Origin of the sequence: Streptomyces sp. AK08-02, assembly GCF_033795085.1 — a bacterium.
In the GTDB taxonomy this organism is placed as follows: Bacteria; Actinomycetota; Actinomycetes; order Streptomycetales; family Streptomycetaceae; genus Streptomyces; species Streptomyces echiniscabiei.
Window position 1 is genome coordinate 257017 of sequence record NZ_JARAZV010000015.1, and the last position, 15521, is coordinate 272537.

Annotated in this window: 13 protein-coding genes; 9 read left to right on the plus strand and 4 right to left on the minus strand. The window is 71.2% G+C overall.

Features of this window, described 5'->3' with window-relative positions; genetic code table 11:
* Nucleotides 1-10 precede the first annotated feature (10 nt).
* From PV734_RS30685 to PV734_RS30705, 5 genes are all read left to right on the plus strand, one after another.
* Entirely contained in the window at nt 11-1870 is a 1860-nt protein-coding gene (locus PV734_RS30685; protein WP_319292914.1) for a biotin carboxylase N-terminal domain-containing protein, read from the plus strand.
* A gap of 70 nt (nt 1871-1940) precedes the next feature.
* Nucleotides 1941-3101 (plus strand): acyl-CoA dehydrogenase family protein, encoded by a 1161-nt coding sequence (locus PV734_RS30690; RefSeq protein ID WP_319292916.1) that lies wholly within the window; start codon nt 1941-1943, stop codon nt 3099-3101.
* Between the two features lie 55 nt (nt 3102-3156).
* Entirely contained in the window at nt 3157-4734 is a 1578-nt protein-coding gene (locus PV734_RS30695; protein WP_319095436.1) for a 4-coumarate--CoA ligase family protein, read from the plus strand.
* A complete protein-coding gene (locus PV734_RS30700) occupies nt 4731-5468 on the plus strand; it encodes an enoyl-CoA hydratase family protein (RefSeq protein WP_319095435.1) in 738 nt (245 codons plus the stop codon). The genes PV734_RS30695 and PV734_RS30700 overlap by 4 nt, the downstream gene beginning before the upstream one ends.
* A gap of 95 nt (nt 5469-5563) precedes the next feature.
* On the plus strand, nt 5564-6193 hold the full coding sequence (locus tag PV734_RS30705) for a TetR/AcrR family transcriptional regulator (RefSeq protein ID WP_319292984.1): 630 nt from the start codon (nt 5564-5566) through the stop codon (nt 6191-6193).
* An 86-nt stretch (nt 6194-6279) separates the two neighbouring features.
* Here the strand turns inward: PV734_RS30705 and pdxH are convergent, their stop codons facing one another.
* Nucleotides 6280-6969, minus strand: a complete 690-nt coding sequence (gene pdxH, locus PV734_RS30710; RefSeq protein WP_415924292.1) for a pyridoxamine 5'-phosphate oxidase — start codon at nt 6967-6969, stop codon at nt 6280-6282.
* Nucleotides 6970-7235: 266 nt separating this feature from the next.
* On the opposite strand from pdxH, the gene PV734_RS30715 reads away from it, so the two are divergent.
* Entirely contained in the window at nt 7236-8336 is a 1101-nt protein-coding gene (locus PV734_RS30715; protein ID WP_319095433.1) for a citrate synthase 2, read from the plus strand.
* Nucleotides 8337-8404: 68 nt separating this feature from the next.
* Nucleotides 8405-9028: a lipoprotein gene (locus tag PV734_RS30720; protein WP_319292918.1), complete on the plus strand. Its 624-nt coding sequence runs from the start codon at nt 8405-8407 to the stop codon at nt 9026-9028.
* Between the two features lie 326 nt (nt 9029-9354).
* Here the strand turns inward: PV734_RS30720 and PV734_RS30725 are convergent, their stop codons facing one another.
* Complete coding sequence (locus PV734_RS30725; protein ID WP_319095431.1) at nt 9355-11580, minus strand: 1,4-beta-glucanase; 2226 nt, start codon at nt 11578-11580, stop codon at nt 9355-9357.
* 157 nt (nt 11581-11737) lie between these two features.
* A complete protein-coding gene (locus PV734_RS30730; RefSeq protein ID WP_319095430.1) occupies nt 11738-12193 on the minus strand; it encodes a GNAT family N-acetyltransferase in 456 nt (151 codons plus the stop codon).
* Between the two features lie 57 nt (nt 12194-12250).
* On the opposite strand from PV734_RS30730, the gene PV734_RS30735 reads away from it, so the two are divergent.
* Nucleotides 12251-12739, plus strand: a complete 489-nt coding sequence (locus PV734_RS30735; RefSeq protein ID WP_415924293.1) for a GNAT family N-acetyltransferase — start codon at nt 12251-12253, stop codon at nt 12737-12739.
* Nucleotides 12740-12959: 220 nt separating this feature from the next.
* On the plus strand, nt 12960-14465 hold the full coding sequence (locus tag PV734_RS30740) for a PAS domain-containing protein (RefSeq protein ID WP_319095428.1): 1506 nt from the start codon (nt 12960-12962) through the stop codon (nt 14463-14465).
* Here PV734_RS30740 and PV734_RS30745 read toward each other — a convergent pair.
* The gene (locus tag PV734_RS30745; protein WP_415924294.1) at nt 14453-15256 is read right to left on the minus strand and encodes an SIS domain-containing protein; all 804 of its coding nucleotides are present in this window, start codon (nt 15254-15256) and stop codon (nt 14453-14455) included. The two genes, PV734_RS30740 and PV734_RS30745, sit on opposite strands and share 13 nt — an antisense overlap.
* Between the last annotated feature and the right edge of the window lie 265 nt (nt 15257-15521).

Genomic DNA, 15521 nt, shown 5'->3' on the forward strand with positions numbered 1-15521 from the left:
GGAGCGAACAGTGATCACCTCCGTACTCGTCGCCAACCGTGGCGAGATCGCCTGCCGCATCTTCCGTACGTGCCGTGAGCTGGGGATCCGGACGGTCGCCGTGTACTCGGACGCCGACGAGAACGCCCTGCACGCGCGCGTGGCCGACGCGGCGGTACGGCTGCCGGGGGCCGCCTCCGCGGACACGTATCTGCGCGGCGACCTGATCGTGCGGGCTGCGCTGGCGGCGGGCGCGGACGCCGTGCACCCCGGCTACGGCTTCCTCTCCGAGAACGCCGGCTTCGCGCGTGCCGTGATCGACGCGGGGCTCGTCTGGATCGGCCCGCCCCCGGCCGCGATCGAGGCCATGGCGTCCAAGACGCGCGCCAAGCAGCTGATGGGGCTCAAGCCACTGACCGGCGTCACCGAGGCCGACCTGCCGGTGCTGGTCAAGGCGGCGGCGGGCGGTGGCGGTCGCGGGATGCGCGTCGTACGTGAACTCGTCCAGCTGGATGGTGAGTTGGAGGCGGCCCGGGCGGAGGCCCAGAGCGCCTTCGGGGACGGCGAGGTCTTCGTCGAGCCGTACGTCGAGGGCGGCCGGCACATCGAGGTCCAGATCCTGGCCGACACCCACGGCACGGTCTGGGCGCTCGGCACCCGCGACTGCTCCCTCCAGCGCCGCCACCAGAAGGTGATCGAGGAGTCCCCGGCCCCCGGAATCCCGGCCACGCTCACCGCGGAACTCCACGAACTGGCCGTCCGGGCGGCTCGCGCCGTCGACTACACGGGCGCCGGCACGGTCGAGTTCCTCGTGGGGGAGGACGGCAGGGCACACTTCCTGGAGATGAACACCCGCCTCCAGGTCGAACACCCGGTCACGGAGGCGGTCTTCGGCATCGACCTCGTCGCCCTTCAGCTGCGTGTCGCGGAGGGCGGGATTCTCGAAAACGACCCTCCACGCGCGCGTGGCCATGCGATAGAGGCCCGCCTGTACGCGGAGAACCCGGCGGACGCCTGGACCCCGCAGACCGGCACCCTGCACCGCCTCGCCGTCCCGGAGGCGGAGAACATCCGCCTGGACACCGGCTACGCCGACGGCGACCCGATCCCCGTCCACTACGACCCGATGCTCGCCAAGGTCGTCGTACACGCCCCCACGCGCGCGGAGGCCATCCGCAAACTGGCGGGCGCCCTGGAACGGGCGACGATCCACGGCCCGATCACCAACCGCGACCTCCTCGTCCGCTCCCTGCGCCACAGCGAGTTCACGACGGGCCGTATGACCACGGGCTTCTACGACCGCCACCTCACCTCACTCACCACCCCGGCCCCCGACCCCCACGCCCCCCTGGCCGCCGCCCTCGCCGACGCCCACGGCCGCTCCCGCTTCGGCGGCTGGCGCAACCTCCCCGCACAACCCCAGGTCAAGCGGTACGCCACGCCCGACGGCGAGGAACACGAGGCGACCTACCACCACACCCGCGAGGGCCTGACGGCGGACGCGGAGGGGGTGCAGGTGGTGCACGCCGACGCGCGTCTCGTCGTACTCGAAGTGGACGGCGTACGAAGGAAGTTCGAGGTGACGAGATACGCCGACGACGACCGGATCCACGTCAACACCACCACCCTGACCCCCCTGCCCCGCTTCCCGGACCCGACGGCCCAACTCGCCCCGGGCTCCCTCCTGGCCCCCATGCCGGGCACGGTGGTGAGGGTGGCGGAGGGCTTGGCCGTAGGCGCCTCCGTGCGGGCCGGAGAACCCCTCCTGTGGCTGGAGGCGATGAAGATGGAGCACAGGATCGCCGCTCCAACGACCGGCACACTCACAGCCCTTCACGTGGTCACCGGGCAACAGGTAGAGGTCGGCACCCTGCTGGCGGTGGTCCTTTAGGGGCGCGACAAGCCACGACGCACCCGCACTCACCACACGACGGAACCCCCCTCCCCCTTAGGAGCCTCGAATGCCCTCCGCGATCGAATCCGAGGAACACCAAGCGCTCCGCAGCGCGGTAGCCGCCCTCGGCAACCGCTACGGCCGCGACTACCTGGCCACAGTCACCCGAGAGAACCGTCACCCCACCGAACTCTGGCAAGACGCCGCCAAACTCGGCTACCTGGGCGCCAACCTGCCGGAGGCATACGGCGGCGGAGGCGGCGGCATAGCCGAACTCTCCATAGTCCTGGAGGAGTTGGGAGCCGCAGGCTGCCCCCTCCTCATGCTCGTCGTCTCCCCGGCCATCTGCGGCACCGTCATCGCCCGCTTCGGCACGGACACCCAGAGGCGGACCTGGCTCCCCGGACTCGCCGACGGCACCCGCACGATGGCCTTCGGCATCACCGAACCCGACGCCGGCTCCAACAGCCACCGCATCACCACGACGGCCCGCAAGGACGGCGCCGACTGGCTGCTCACCGGCCGCAAGGTCTTCATCTCCGGCGTGGACATCGCGGACGCGGTCCTCGTCGTCGGCCGTACGGAGGACTCCCGTACGGGACGGCTGAAGCCCTGTCTGTTCATCGTCCCGCGCGACGCCGAAGGCTTCTCGCGGCGCCGGATCGACATGGACATCGAGTCCCCGGAGAAGCAGTTCGAGCTGACCCTCGACGACGTACGGCTGCCCGCCGACGCGCTCGTCGGCGACGAGGACGCCGGTCTGCTCCAGCTCTTCGCCGGGCTCAACCCGGAGCGCATCATGACGGCCGCGTTCGCCATCGGCATCGGGCGGTACGCCCTCGACACCGCCGTCCGGTACGCCAAGGAGCGCACGGTCTGGAGGGAACCCATCGGCGCCCACCAGGCCGTCGCGCACCCCCTCGCCCAGGCGCACATCGACCTCGAACTGGCCCGCCTGATGATGCAGAAGGCCGCCGCCCTCTACGACGCCGGTGACGACGTCGGCGCGGGCGAGGCGGCCAACATGGCCAAGTACGCGGCCGGGGAGGCCTGTGTGAAGGCCGTCGACCAGGCCGTCCACACCCTCGGCGGCAACGGCCTCACGCGCGAGTTCGGCCTCGCCTCTTTGATAACGGTCGCCCGTGTTGCTCGTATTGCTCCGGTGAGCCGGGAGATGATTCTCAACTACGTCTCCCACCAGACACTGGGCCTGCCCAAGTCGTACTGACCGGCAAGGCCCGACCGGCACAGCCCGACCGCACGGTTTCGCGCGAGGAGGAACCATGTTCCGCAGCGACTACGCAGACGTCGACCCCGTCGAACTCCCCATCCACGAAGCCGTGCTGGGCAAGGCCGCCGAGTTCGGTGACGCGCCCGCCCTCGTCGACGGCGTCGACGGCACCACCCTCACGTACGCCCAACTGGACACCTTCCACCGGCGGATAGCCGCCGGACTCGCCGAGGCGGGCCTGCGCAAGGGTGATGTCCTCGCGCTGCACAGCCCGAACACGATCGCCTTCCCGACCGCCTTCTACGCCGCCACGCGCGCGGGTGCCACCGTCACGACCGTGCATCCGCTCGCCACCGCCGAGGAGTTCGCCAAGCAGCTGCGCGACTCGGGCGCCGCCTGGATCGTCACCGTCTCACCGCTGCTGGAGACGGCCCGCGCGGCGGCCGAACTGGCGGGCGGCATACGGGAGATCCTCGTCTGCGACAGCGCCCCCGGGCACCGCTCGCTCATCGACATGCTCGCCTCGACAGCGCCCGAGCCGAGCATCGACATCGACCCCGCCGAGGACATCGCCGCCCTCCCGTACTCCTCCGGGACGACCGGCATCCCCAAGGGCGTCATGCTCACGCACCGCTCCATCGCCACCAACCTCGCCCAGCTCGCGCCCACCCTGCGCATCGGCCCCGGCGACCGCATTCTGGCCGTGCTGCCGTTCTTCCACATCTACGGTTTGACCGCCCTCATGAACATGTCCCTGGGGCACGGCGCCACCGTGGTCGTCCTGCCGCGCTTCGACCTCGACACGTTCCTCGCCGCCATCGAGAAGCACCGCATCACCGGCCTGTTCGTCGCCCCGCCGATCGTCCTGGCCCTCGCCAAGCACCCGGCGGTCGAGAGCTACGACCTGTCGTCCCTGGAGTACGTCCTCAGCTCCGCCGCACCCCTCGACGCGACCCTCGCCGCCGCCTGCTCCGCGCGGCTCGGTCTGCCGCCGGTCGGCCAGGCGTACGGCATGACGGAACTGTCGCCGGGCACGCACGTCGTCCCCCTGGACGACATGAGCACCGCCCCTCCGGGCACGGTAGGCAGGCTCATCCCGAGCACCGAGATGCGCATCCTGTCCCTCGACGACCCCGACCAGGAGGCCGTCGCCGGCGAGGCCGGCGAGATCGTCATCCGGGGCCCCCAGGTGATGAAGGGCTACCTGGGGAACCCCGAGGCCACGGCCGCGATGATCGACGCCGACGGCTGGCTGCACACCGGGGACGTCGGCCATGTCGACGCGAACGGCTGGCTGTTCGTCGTCGACCGGGTCAAGGAACTCATCAAGTACAAGGGCTTCCAGGTGGCCCCAGCGGAACTCGAGGCCCTGCTCCTCACACATCCGGGGATCGCCGACGCGGCCGTCATCGGTGTCTACAACGAGGACAACAACGAGGTCCCGCACGCGTACGTGGTCCGCCAGCCGTCCGCCACCGACCTCTCCGAAGGAGAGGTCATGATGTACGTCGCCGAGCGCGTCGCCCCGTACAAACGCGTCCGGAACGTCACCTTCATCGACGGTGTACCGAGGGCCGCCTCGGGCAAGATCCTGCGCCGTCGGCTGAGGGAACCGAGGGAGACGCCGTGACACCGACAGTGACCGCCACACGCGCGCGGGGCATCGCCACGCTCACCCTGGACGCGCCCGCCAACCGCAACGCCCTGTCCGCGTCCCTCGTACGCGACCTGAGGGACGCGCTGACGGACTGTGGCAAGGACCCGGCCGTACGCGCGGTCGTCCTCACCCACACCGGGAACACGTTCTGCGCGGGCGCTGACCTGAAGCAGCCGCCCGACCCGGCGGCCTTCGTCGGCCTGCTCCGGCAGCTGCTGGAGCTGCCGAAGCCGGTGGTCGCGCGGGTCACCGGCCACGTACGGGCGGGCGGCCTCGGACTGCTGGGCGCGTGCGACCTCGCGATCGGCGGCCCGGAGACCTCCTTCGCGTTCACGGAGGTACGGATCGGGGTGGCGCCCGCCGTCATCTCCATGCCGCTGCTGCCCCGTCTCGACCCGCGTGCCGCCGCCCGCCACTACCTCACCGGCGCTCGTTTCGACGCCGTGGAGGCCGCCCGTGCCGGACTCCTCACGGAGGCGGCCGAGGATGTCGACGCGGCCCTGGAGCCGATCCTCGACGGGCTGCGCAGGGCGGCGCCGGGCGCCCTGGCGGAGACGAAACGGCTGCTCACGGCTAAGGTGCTGAAGATCTTCGACCGGGACACCCCCGAGCTGACCGCCCTGTCGGCACGCCTGTTCGCCTCCGCCGAGGCCCGCGAGGGGATGACGGCCTTCCTCGAACGACGGGACCCGGCATGGACGCTGTGAACGCGGCGAACCCTGTGAACACTGTGAACGCCGCGAATGCGGCGAAAGCGGTGGGTGCGGTCAACGCGGTCAACTCGGTCAACGCGGTCAACGGTGTGGCCAGGAACGCGCCCCAGACGCAGCGTGTACAGCGCTCACAGCGGTCACAGCGCGCGCCCAAGCAGGACCGCAGCCGGGCCACCCGGCAGCGTCTGCTGGAAGCCGCCGTGGCCTGCCTCGCCGAGTACGGCTGGGCGGGCTCCACGGTCTCCGTCGTCGCTGAACGCGCCGGAGTCTCCCGAGGCGCCGCCCAGCACCACTTCCCCACCCGCGAGGACCTGTTCACGGCCGCCGTCGAGTACGTCGCCGAGGAACGCTCCACAGCCCTGCGCGCCCTCTTTCCGGAGGGCGCCGCCGACCGCCGCGCGGTGGTCGCGGCCCTGGTCGACCTCTACACCGGCCCCCTCTTCCGCGCGGCCCTCCACCTCTGGGTGGCCGCCTCGAACGAGGAGCAACTGCGCCCGCGCGTAACCGAGTTGGAGGCGCGTGTGGGGCGCGAGACACATCGCATCGCGGTGGAGCTGCTGAGCGCCGACGAGTCCCGTCCGGGCGTACGAGAGACGGTCCAGGGCCTGTTGGACATGTCCAGGGGCCTGGGTCTGGCGAACCTGCTCACCGACGACGGGGGTCGCAGGGAACGCGTGGTGGCCCAGTGGGCGGCCCTGCTGGACGCGTCCCTGAACTGACGACCGCTGTGCCCCTGTCGGCAGGGGTTGGCCGGAGCCGGAGCCGGCGCGCTCGGCCGGAGTCGGTCAGGTGGGGCCGGGTTCGGTCAGGGGCTGAGCCGCTCCACACGCCAGCTACCGTCCGCCTCCGCCACGTACCGCAGCCGGTCGTGCAGTCGGTTCTCGCGCCCCTGCCAGAACTCCACCGTCTCCGGGGCCACCCGGAATCCGCCCCAGTTCGGCGGCACCGGCACCTGCTCGCCCTCGGGGTAGCGGGCGGCCAACCCGGCGTAGGAGGCGTCGAGTTCGTCCCGGGAGAGGATCACCGAGGACTGGGCGCTGGCCCACGCGCCGAGCTGTGAACCGTGCGGCCGGGTACGGAAGTAGGCGGCCGTCTCGTCCCGCCCGGTACGGCGGGCGACTCCCGTGACGACGACCTGGCGGCCCAGCGGGAGCCAGGGGAACAGGAGCGAGACGTACGGATTGGCGGCCAGGTCGCGCCCCTTGCGGGAGCCGTAGTTGGTGAAGAAGACGAAGCCCTGCTCGTCGTACTGCTTGAGCAGCACGGTACGAGAGGAGGGCCGTCCGTCGGCATCGGCCGTGGCGACGACCATGGCGTTGGGCTCGACCAGCCCGGCGTCGGCGGCGGCCTGCCGGAACCAGCGCGCGAACTGCTCCATGGGACCGTCGGCCAGCTCACCCTCGGAGAGACCGTCCGCGCGGTACTGCTTGCGCATGACGGCGGGATCGACGGGGTCGAGGGGGCCATCGGAGGGAGTGGCGTCGCGAGCGGTCACACAGTCATCTTGCCGTATCGGCGACATCACTGTGTGGCACTGAGTGCCGCAAGGGCTCCCCAAAGGTGGCACTCAGGGATATCGTGCTGTTGCCGTCCGGTTGAACGACCGATCGAACGGGGCATCACCCAGGTGACCGTTTCGGACCGCGAGCAGTGCGTGAATGGCCGTGGAACCGCACCGGACACAGATACCGGAAACAGCTGTTCGCGCAGCCCGGCCTTACGGCCGTACCCCCCGTCGCACACATCAAGAGGAGCCGCCTGATGTCCGACTTCGTACCCGGACTTGAGGGAGTAGTCGCGTTCGAGACGGAGATCGCCGAACCGGACAAGGAGGGCGGCGCGCTGCGGTACCGGGGCGTCGACATCGAGGACCTGGTCGGCCACGTCTCCTTCGGCAACGTCTGGGGCCTGCTCGTCGACGGCGCCTTCAACCCCGGTCTGCCGCCCGCCGAGCCGTTCCCGATCCCGGTCCACTCCGGCGACATCCGGGTGGACGTCCAGTCGGCCCTGGCGATGCTCGCCCCCGTCTGGGGCCTGCGCCCGCTCCTCGACATCGACGAGCGGACCGCCCGCGACGACCTGGCCCGTGCCGCCGTCATGGCCCTGTCGTACGTCGCCCAGTCGGCGCGCGGCCAGGGCAACGCCATGGTCCCGCAGCGCGAGATCGACAAGGCGCAGTCCGTCGTCGAACGCTTCATGATCCGCTGGCGCGGTGAACCGGACCCGAAACACGTCGCCGCGGTGGACGCCTACTGGACGAGCGCGGCCGAGCACGGCATGAACGCGTCCACCTTCACGGCGCGAGTGATCGCGTCGACGGGCGCGGACGTGGCGGCGGCCCTGTCGGGCGCGGTCGGAGCGATGAGCGGGCCCCTGCACGGAGGCGCCCCCTCCCGCGTCCTCGGCATGATCGAGGAGATCGAACGCACGGGCGACGCGGACGCCTACGTCAAGCAGGCCCTCGACAAGGGCGAACGCCTGATGGGCTTCGGCCACCGTGTCTACCGGGCCGAGGACCCACGCGCGCGCGTGCTGCGCCGCACGGCCCGTGACCTGGGCGCCCCGCGCTTCGAGGTCGCCGAGGCCCTGGAGAAGGCCGCGCTGGCGGAGCTGCACGCCCGCCGCCCGGACCGTGTCCTGGCGACGAACGTCGAGTTCTGGGCGGCGATCGTCCTGGACTTCGCCGAGGTTCCGGCCCACATGTTCACGTCCATGTTCACGTGCGCGCGTACGGCCGGCTGGTCGGCCCACATCCTGGAACAGAAGCGCACCGGCAGGCTCGTACGCCCGTCGGCCCGCTACACCGGCCCGGGCACCCGCAACCCGCGGGAGATCGAGGGGTATGAGGGCATCGCCCACTGAAGCCTCGGGTGAGGGACTGTCGCCCGCTCCGATAACGTGTCCCGCTCGAACGAGGGGAGACACGGCAGATGCTGGTCGGGGCGGGAAACAGACGGCACGGGTTGGTCCGGGCGACGCTGCTGGTGGCGGCGCTGGCGGGCTGCTCGCAGTCGGCCGACGACGATACGGGAGCGAAGGCGACCGCGAGCACCACGGCGACGGCGGCCGGGACCGCCGCCAAGAGCGGGGGCGGCATCGGAGCCGCCGGCTCGGCCTGCGAACTCCCCGTCACGTTCGACATCGCCGAGGACTGGACGGCGGAAGCCGTGCACGAGCCTCCGCGTCAGGGCCCGGTCGCCCTCGTCTGCGAGGTGGACGCCAAGCCCGCCGGCCACATCGGCTTCCTGCGCGTCTGGACCGGCGCACCGGGCGCCGACGACGCGGGCACCGTACTGAAGGCCTTCATGGCCGCCGAGACCGGTGCGACCAAGGCGCGGTACAGCGCGTTCAAGGCGGGCGCCCTGTCCGGCGTCGAGGTGAGGTACACGTACAAGACCGAGTTCGACGACACGGCGAAGACGGAACGCGCCCTCGCGGTCACGACCCCGCGCGGCCCGGTAGTCGTACACCTCGGAGGCCTGGACGACGGGGAACACGAGGCGATGCTGCCGGCGTACGAGCTCGCGAAGCGCACGGTGAAGGCTGAAGGCTGACGACCGCACCGCCGATCGATGACGCAGACGACCCGCGAGCTCGGGCCCTCTGGACGAGGGGCCGGCCGGACGTGCCGGCGAGCTCGCGGGTCGGGTGACTGCGTTGGATTCGGCCGGCTGCGTGTCAGTTGCCCACGCTGGTCCGGCACCGCATTGAACGTGGTGGCGAGCCGCTAGCCCGCAGCCACCTCACGCGTCCGGGTTTCACTCATTTACCCGATCACCTCCCATCATGTGTAAGCCACACCCTAGGAAGCGATCGAGCGCGCATCAACCTATTTTCCGAGACGCCGATCGAGGCCGTCTGCGACATGGAGGTACGGGCGTCAGGCGGACTGTCCGAACTGGATGCCGCGGCCGTTGGTGGCCAGGTAGACCATGCCGGGGATGCGGGGGTCACCGGTGATGGCCTGGCCGAGCCAGCCCCACTGGTGCTGGTCGTCGTTGATGCGCCGCCAGGTCTTCCCGGCGTCGTCGGAGCGGTAGACGCCGGTGACACCGCCCACGGTGGCGACCTGGTAGACCGAGAGGTACGGGGCGCCGGACGCCGCCGCGCCGAACCCGAGCGTGAACGATGCCTGGCAGCTCGTGACCCGGGCGAAGGACCTGCCGCCGTCGGTGGAGCGGAACAGGCCGTTGCCCTTGGCGCTGAGCCACAGGTCACCGGAGCGTCCTGGGGCCGCGACCAGTTGGAACCCGGAGTCGCCCGAGGGAAGTCCGGTGGCCCGGGCGGTGAACGTCAGCCCCTTGTCGGTGCTGGCGAACAGCGTTCCCGCGCCGGTGTCGAACGCGTACAGGACCGATGTGTCGGCCGGGTCCGCGACCGGGGTGGCGCCGATGGGGAACGTGGCGGTCTCGGACCAGGTGGTGCCGTTGTCCGTGGAGCGCTGGGCCGGGTGCTTCGAGCCGTCCCCGGCAATGAAGGACCACACCAGGACGCTGCCGTCGGCGGTGACGGCGACCGGCCCCGACGCCTCCTTGGCGATGGCGGGCTGGGCCTTGAAGGGCGCCCAGGTCTGTCCGCCGTCGTTCGAGAAGGCGCCGTTGCCGTTGTCACCGATGCCCGTGCGGACCACGTAGGACGGCTTCTTCGCGGCCTGTGCGAGGCCCGTCGCCGTGTTGAAGACCGGGTTGGTCGCGAGGCCGCCGGCCGGGGACACCGTCAGTTGGTTGTGGTACAGCGTGCCGATGTCCCGTGAGCCGCTGAGCAGGTGTGCCTGACCGGCCGGGGGCGAGATCAGGAACAGCACCGCCGTCTCCTCCAGACCACGGATCTGCGGGGCCCACTTCTTCAGGTCACGGGTGCCGAAGAGAGTGGCGCCGGTGCCGTAGACGATGTGCTGGGAGTCGAACGGGTCGATCGCGGCCATCTGGATCCACCAGCCGAACGTCGCCGCGTCCTTGCCCCACTTGAGGAAGGGGGTCTCCGACACGTCGATGGTCGCCGAGTCCTTGAGGGAGGTCCAGGTCCGGCCCCCGTCGGTGGTACGGAACAGGGTGTCGCCCGACGACCAGCGGTTGTTGGTGGTGACGACGACGGTGCCGGCGCGCTGGGCGTCGACAGCGGCCCCGCCGTATCCGAAGCCGTCGGAACCGCTCGGCTTCACCGGGGTGACATCGGTCCACGTACCGGTGGTGGTGGCGAGTTTGCGCACGCTGCCGTTCGACTGACCGTTGGGGCCGGGGGCGTCGGCGTACGTCACGTACAGCTCGTTGGACCGTGCGTCGTACGCGGCCCGCATCGGCATCTTGGCCGTCGGGCCGGTCGGCTGCCCGGGGACGGGCGCCCAGGTGGTGCCGTCGGTGGTGGCGTACAGGGTGTTCGTGCCCGTGGAGCCGTCGCCGTCACCCCAGCCGGCGTACAGGGTGCGCCCGGCGGAGACGAGGACGGTGACGCCCTGTCCGGAGGCGCTGGGCTTGGGCGGGAAGCCCGGCGCGGCGGCCCAGGTGGCGCCCCGGTCGGTCGACTTGAGGAGGCCGTCGTGCCGGGTGCCCAGCCACAGGGTGTCGCTGCTGCGAGGGTCCACGAGGAGCCGTTCGCCCGTGCCCCGGCCGTCCTCGTTGGAGCCGAGCTTCACCTTGAGGTCGGTGCGCGTCCAGGTTGCCCCGCGGTCGTCGGAGCGCAGGAACGCGCCGTTGCCCGCCCATGGCTGGGTGTAGGTGCCGAGGGCGAGGTATACGGAGTTCGGCCGTGCCGGGTCGATGGCCAGGGATTCGACGCCGATGAGGTTCGAGTCGTCCTGGCTGACCCAGTCCAGGAGCGGGACCCAGCGGGCCGCGCTGTCGTCCCAGCGGTAGGCGCCGCCCATGTCGGTACGGGCGTAGGCGAGCCCCTTCACGGCGGGGTGGAACACCACACCGGTGACGAATCCGGTGCCGCCGATGAACACGTTGCGCCAGTCGTACGGCGTCGCGTCGGGTGCGGCCCCGACCGTGGGTGCCGCGGCCCGGGCACGGCCCTGAAGGGCCGGGAGGCCGACGAGCGCGGCAGAGACGGCGGAGGCGGCGGTACAGGCGAGAACGGAACGCCGACTCGGATCGGACGCATGCATGACGTACCTCAATCTGTGGAGCTGAGGGGGGGAGGAGGTTCGGTCACGGTGTGGGTCGTCGACCGACTCACACGATGATCACTCCAGGTCATCATGAATGCACGCTGTGTAGTTTGGCCTGCTTGGTCGCGCTGCGGGGTGAACCGTGTTGCCGAGGTCATTCAGCCGGCATGCGCACCATGAACACATCCACCGCATCCTCGCTCTCCACCCTGAACCCGTGCCGCTCGTACAGCCGCCGGGCGGGGCTCCCCCGGAGCACGTTCAGCCGGACCGGAGTGCCCTCGTCGTCGCACCGTTCCAGCAGTTCGCGCAGGACGCCCGCGCCGATACCGGCGCCCTGGAGGCGCGGGTCCAGATAGAAGTGCTCCAGCCATTGGACGTGACCCTGGGCCTCCTCGGCCGGGCGCAGTGCCACGCAGCCCGCGAACTCGCCGCCCACCTCGATCGCCCAGGTGTGGGCCGCGTCGAACGCGTCCCGGAAGCGCTGCCGGACGCGCTGTTCGTCGAACCGCCCGAGCCGTTCCAGATCCGCCCGCATCACCACGGCACGCAGCTCGGCCACCGGCTCGATGTCCGCTGTCGTCGCCGGTCGTATCTTCCAGTCCGCCATGATCGGCACGGTACAACTCCGTTGACGGACGCCCGCGGGGTGCGATTTTCTGGCGGCGTGTCTGATCTTCGTATCGTGCCCGTGAGTGATGTCGATGCCGATGTCGACGAGGTGGCCCTTGAGGACTGGCGGTACGTCCACAACGTGATCGTTCCGCCCGCCGCCATGTCGTCGGCCGACGTACGCGCGCGCAGTGGGCGGAACCGGCTGGAGGTCGCGTATCTCGGCGACACCCTGGTGGGGTGTTCCACCGTCCGGCCGCCCGTCGCTGACGGGGGCGGGGGCGGTGACGCGGCCGTGGCCACCGTCATCGCGCGCGTGCTGCCCGGTTTTCGCCGGCGCGGGTTCGGGGCCGAGATGTATCTACGGGGGCTCGGGCAGGCGCGGGAACTCGGTGCCGAGGTGATCGAGACCGTCGTCCTGGCCGCCAACGAGGACGGGCTGTCCTTCGCGCTCAGGCACGGGTTCGAGGAGGTCGAGCGGTATGTGCTGGACGGGGAGAGCGATCTCTGGGTGGACCTGCGACTGGCAGCCACCGCCCCCTGATGTCCCCGGACGCCACCCTGACATTCCGTACGGTCGGTTTGGTCCGGTGGTGGGAGGGGCAGGAGCGGCTTGTTCCCGGAGTACGGCGAATTTCCGCCGTACAACGATTTCCTTCGAACTTGGGGGAACTCGATGTGTGCTGCGTCACGTTCGAGTTGAATGATGGTGAGTGAGCGAACCGTCGCGCAGTACGTGCGGACGCGGCCTGCAGGGGGTCCAGGTGAGTGCTTCCCGGCGTAGTGGGACCACCGACGAGCTGGGGCCGGACGAGCCCGAGAGGGACGGCCCGGAAGGTTCGGACGGCGGCGGGTTCGACCTGCTCGCCGCGCTTCTCGACGGCATGGACGCCGCCCTGTGCGCCTTCGACGCCGACGGCGTCGTGACGCACTGGAACCGGGAGGCCGAGCGGATTCTCGGCTGGACCGCCGCCGAGGCCGTCGGGCGGCACGGATTCGCCGGGTGGGCGGTGCGCAAGGCCGACGCCGAGGAGGTCGAGGGGCGGCTGCTGTCCGCGATGCACGCCCCGGGACGCCAGGTGCACGAGTTCGCGCTGCTGACCAAGGACGGCGGGCGGGTGCTCGTCCGGACCCAGTCCGCCGCCGTTCGCGGGCCCGACGGCAAGCCCGCCGGGCTGTACTGCGCCTTCAGCGAGGTGCACGCGCAGATAGACCTTGAGCGGTCGATCGCCCTGAGCGAGGCGTTGTTCGAGGACGCCAGCTGGGGCGTCGTCCTCGTCGACGCCGATCTACGGCCCGCCGTCGTCAACGCGCACGCCGCGCGCTCACTCGGCACCGGCCGCACCGCCGTGCTCGGGCGCCCCCTCGGGGAGCTGCTCTCCCAGGGTGTCGAGGAGCTGGAGAGCGCGCTGACGCACGTCCTCGCCGAGGGCGCGCCCCCCGCGCCCGCCGAGATGTGGGTGAGTGTGCGGACGCCCGAGGGCGAGAAACGGCGCTGCTGGCGCAGCGGATTCCTGCGGCTGGCCTCGCCGCTCACCGAAGAACCGGTTCCCCTCGGGGTGGGGTGGCTGTTCCAGGACATCACCGAGGCCAAGCAGATCGAGCAGGACGCGGCTCAGCTGCGGTTCCGCAGCCGGCAGCTGCACCGAGCCGCGCGTGCCGCCGCCGAGTGCGAGGACCCCGCCGAGGCCGCGACCACACACCTGGACTTCGCCCTCGCCGGCTTCGCCGACCACGCGCTCATCGACCGGATCGCCGTCATCGGTGGCACGGCTGCCGACGGTACGGCGGACGACGGGGACGGTCCCGTACGACTGGTCCGCGCCGCCGCCACGCCCTCCGGGGCCCCGGGGCCCAGCGTCCTCGCCGGGCAGGCCGGACTGCCGGTGCGCTACGGCGACGGGCACCCTGCCGTGCAGTGCGTGGAGCGGTCCGGGTCGGTACGGGCGAGCGCCGGGTCGTACGCCGTGGAACAGGCCCGCGCGTGGGCCGTCCAGCGCCGGTGGCCGCCGGACTCGGTCCACGCGCTGTGCGCGGTGCTGCGCAGCCGAGGGCGCACCCTGGGCGTCGTGACGTTTCTGCGGGGCGCCGGGCGGAGCCAGTTCGAGCGTACGGACGCGATGTACGCGGAGGACGTGGCCGCGCGGATCGCGGCGGCCCTCGACCTGGCCGGGCTCGGGGAACGGGACCTCAAGGACCTCAGGGACCTTCAGGACCTCAAGGATCTCAAGGACCGCAAGCAGGAGGGGCAGGGTCCTCAGCGCTCGTAGAAGATCCGGTCGCCGTACTGCTTGAGGATGCGCGCGTTCCAGTCGTGGCCGCCGTCCACGTTGCCGGAGCGCAGCAGCGGGGGCTCGATGCCCCGTTCCGCCAGGATGCCCGCCGCCGTGGCCATGACCGACTGGAGCAGGGCCGACGTGACGACCGTGGAGGCGGGGGCGAAGGGCGCCGGGACGGTGTCGAGGGTGAGTACGGCGTCACCGGGGGCGATCTTCGAGTCCAGTACGACGTCGCAGTGGTCCTTGAGGAACGTGCCCGAGGCGTTCCGGGGCGTCGTCTCCGTCGCGTAGGCCACCGAGGTCACGCCGATGACCTTCACACCGAGGGCACGCGCGCGGAGCGCCATCTCCACCGGGAGGGCGTTGCGGCCGGAGAGGGAGATGATCACGAGGACGTCCCCGGCGCGCAGCGGTGAGGTGTCCAGGACCGCCGTGGCCAGGCCCTCGACGCGTTCCAGCGCGGAGCCCAGCGTGGCGGGCATGACGTCGACGCCGACGACACCGGGGACGGCCAGCAGGTTCATCAGGGCGAGGCCACCCGCGCGGTAGACGATGTCCTGCGCGGCGAGCGAGGAGTGCCCCGCGCCGAAGGCGAACAGGCGCCCCTCGGCCGCCACGGTGTCGGCGATGAGCGTGCCGGCGGCCGTCACGGTGTCCGTCTCCTCGTCGCGCACCCGCCGCAACAGTCCGATCGCGGCGTCGAGGAACTGCCCGGCCAGGTGTTCGACCGGCTGTCCGCTCGGCTGTCGGGTCGGCTGTCCGGTCGGCTTGGTGTCGCTCATTCCGGGGCCCCTCGGAGGTTCGTGGCGGCTGCGTCGCCGATCACGGTGAGGTCTGGACCACTGCCCTGTCAACAGCGCCACCGGCCGTTCCCGCGCCCGTCGCCGTACCCTCGGTGAAACGTGCTGTCTACCCGACCGCGGGGATCCGTAACCGTGTGGTTCCCCCGCGGCGGCACGGTTGTCAGTGGTATGCGTCAGAATTGAAGCCAGGGCCAGCGCACGCGCCGGAGCCGTCGAGCCTCCGGCACATCTCATCAAGGGGCAC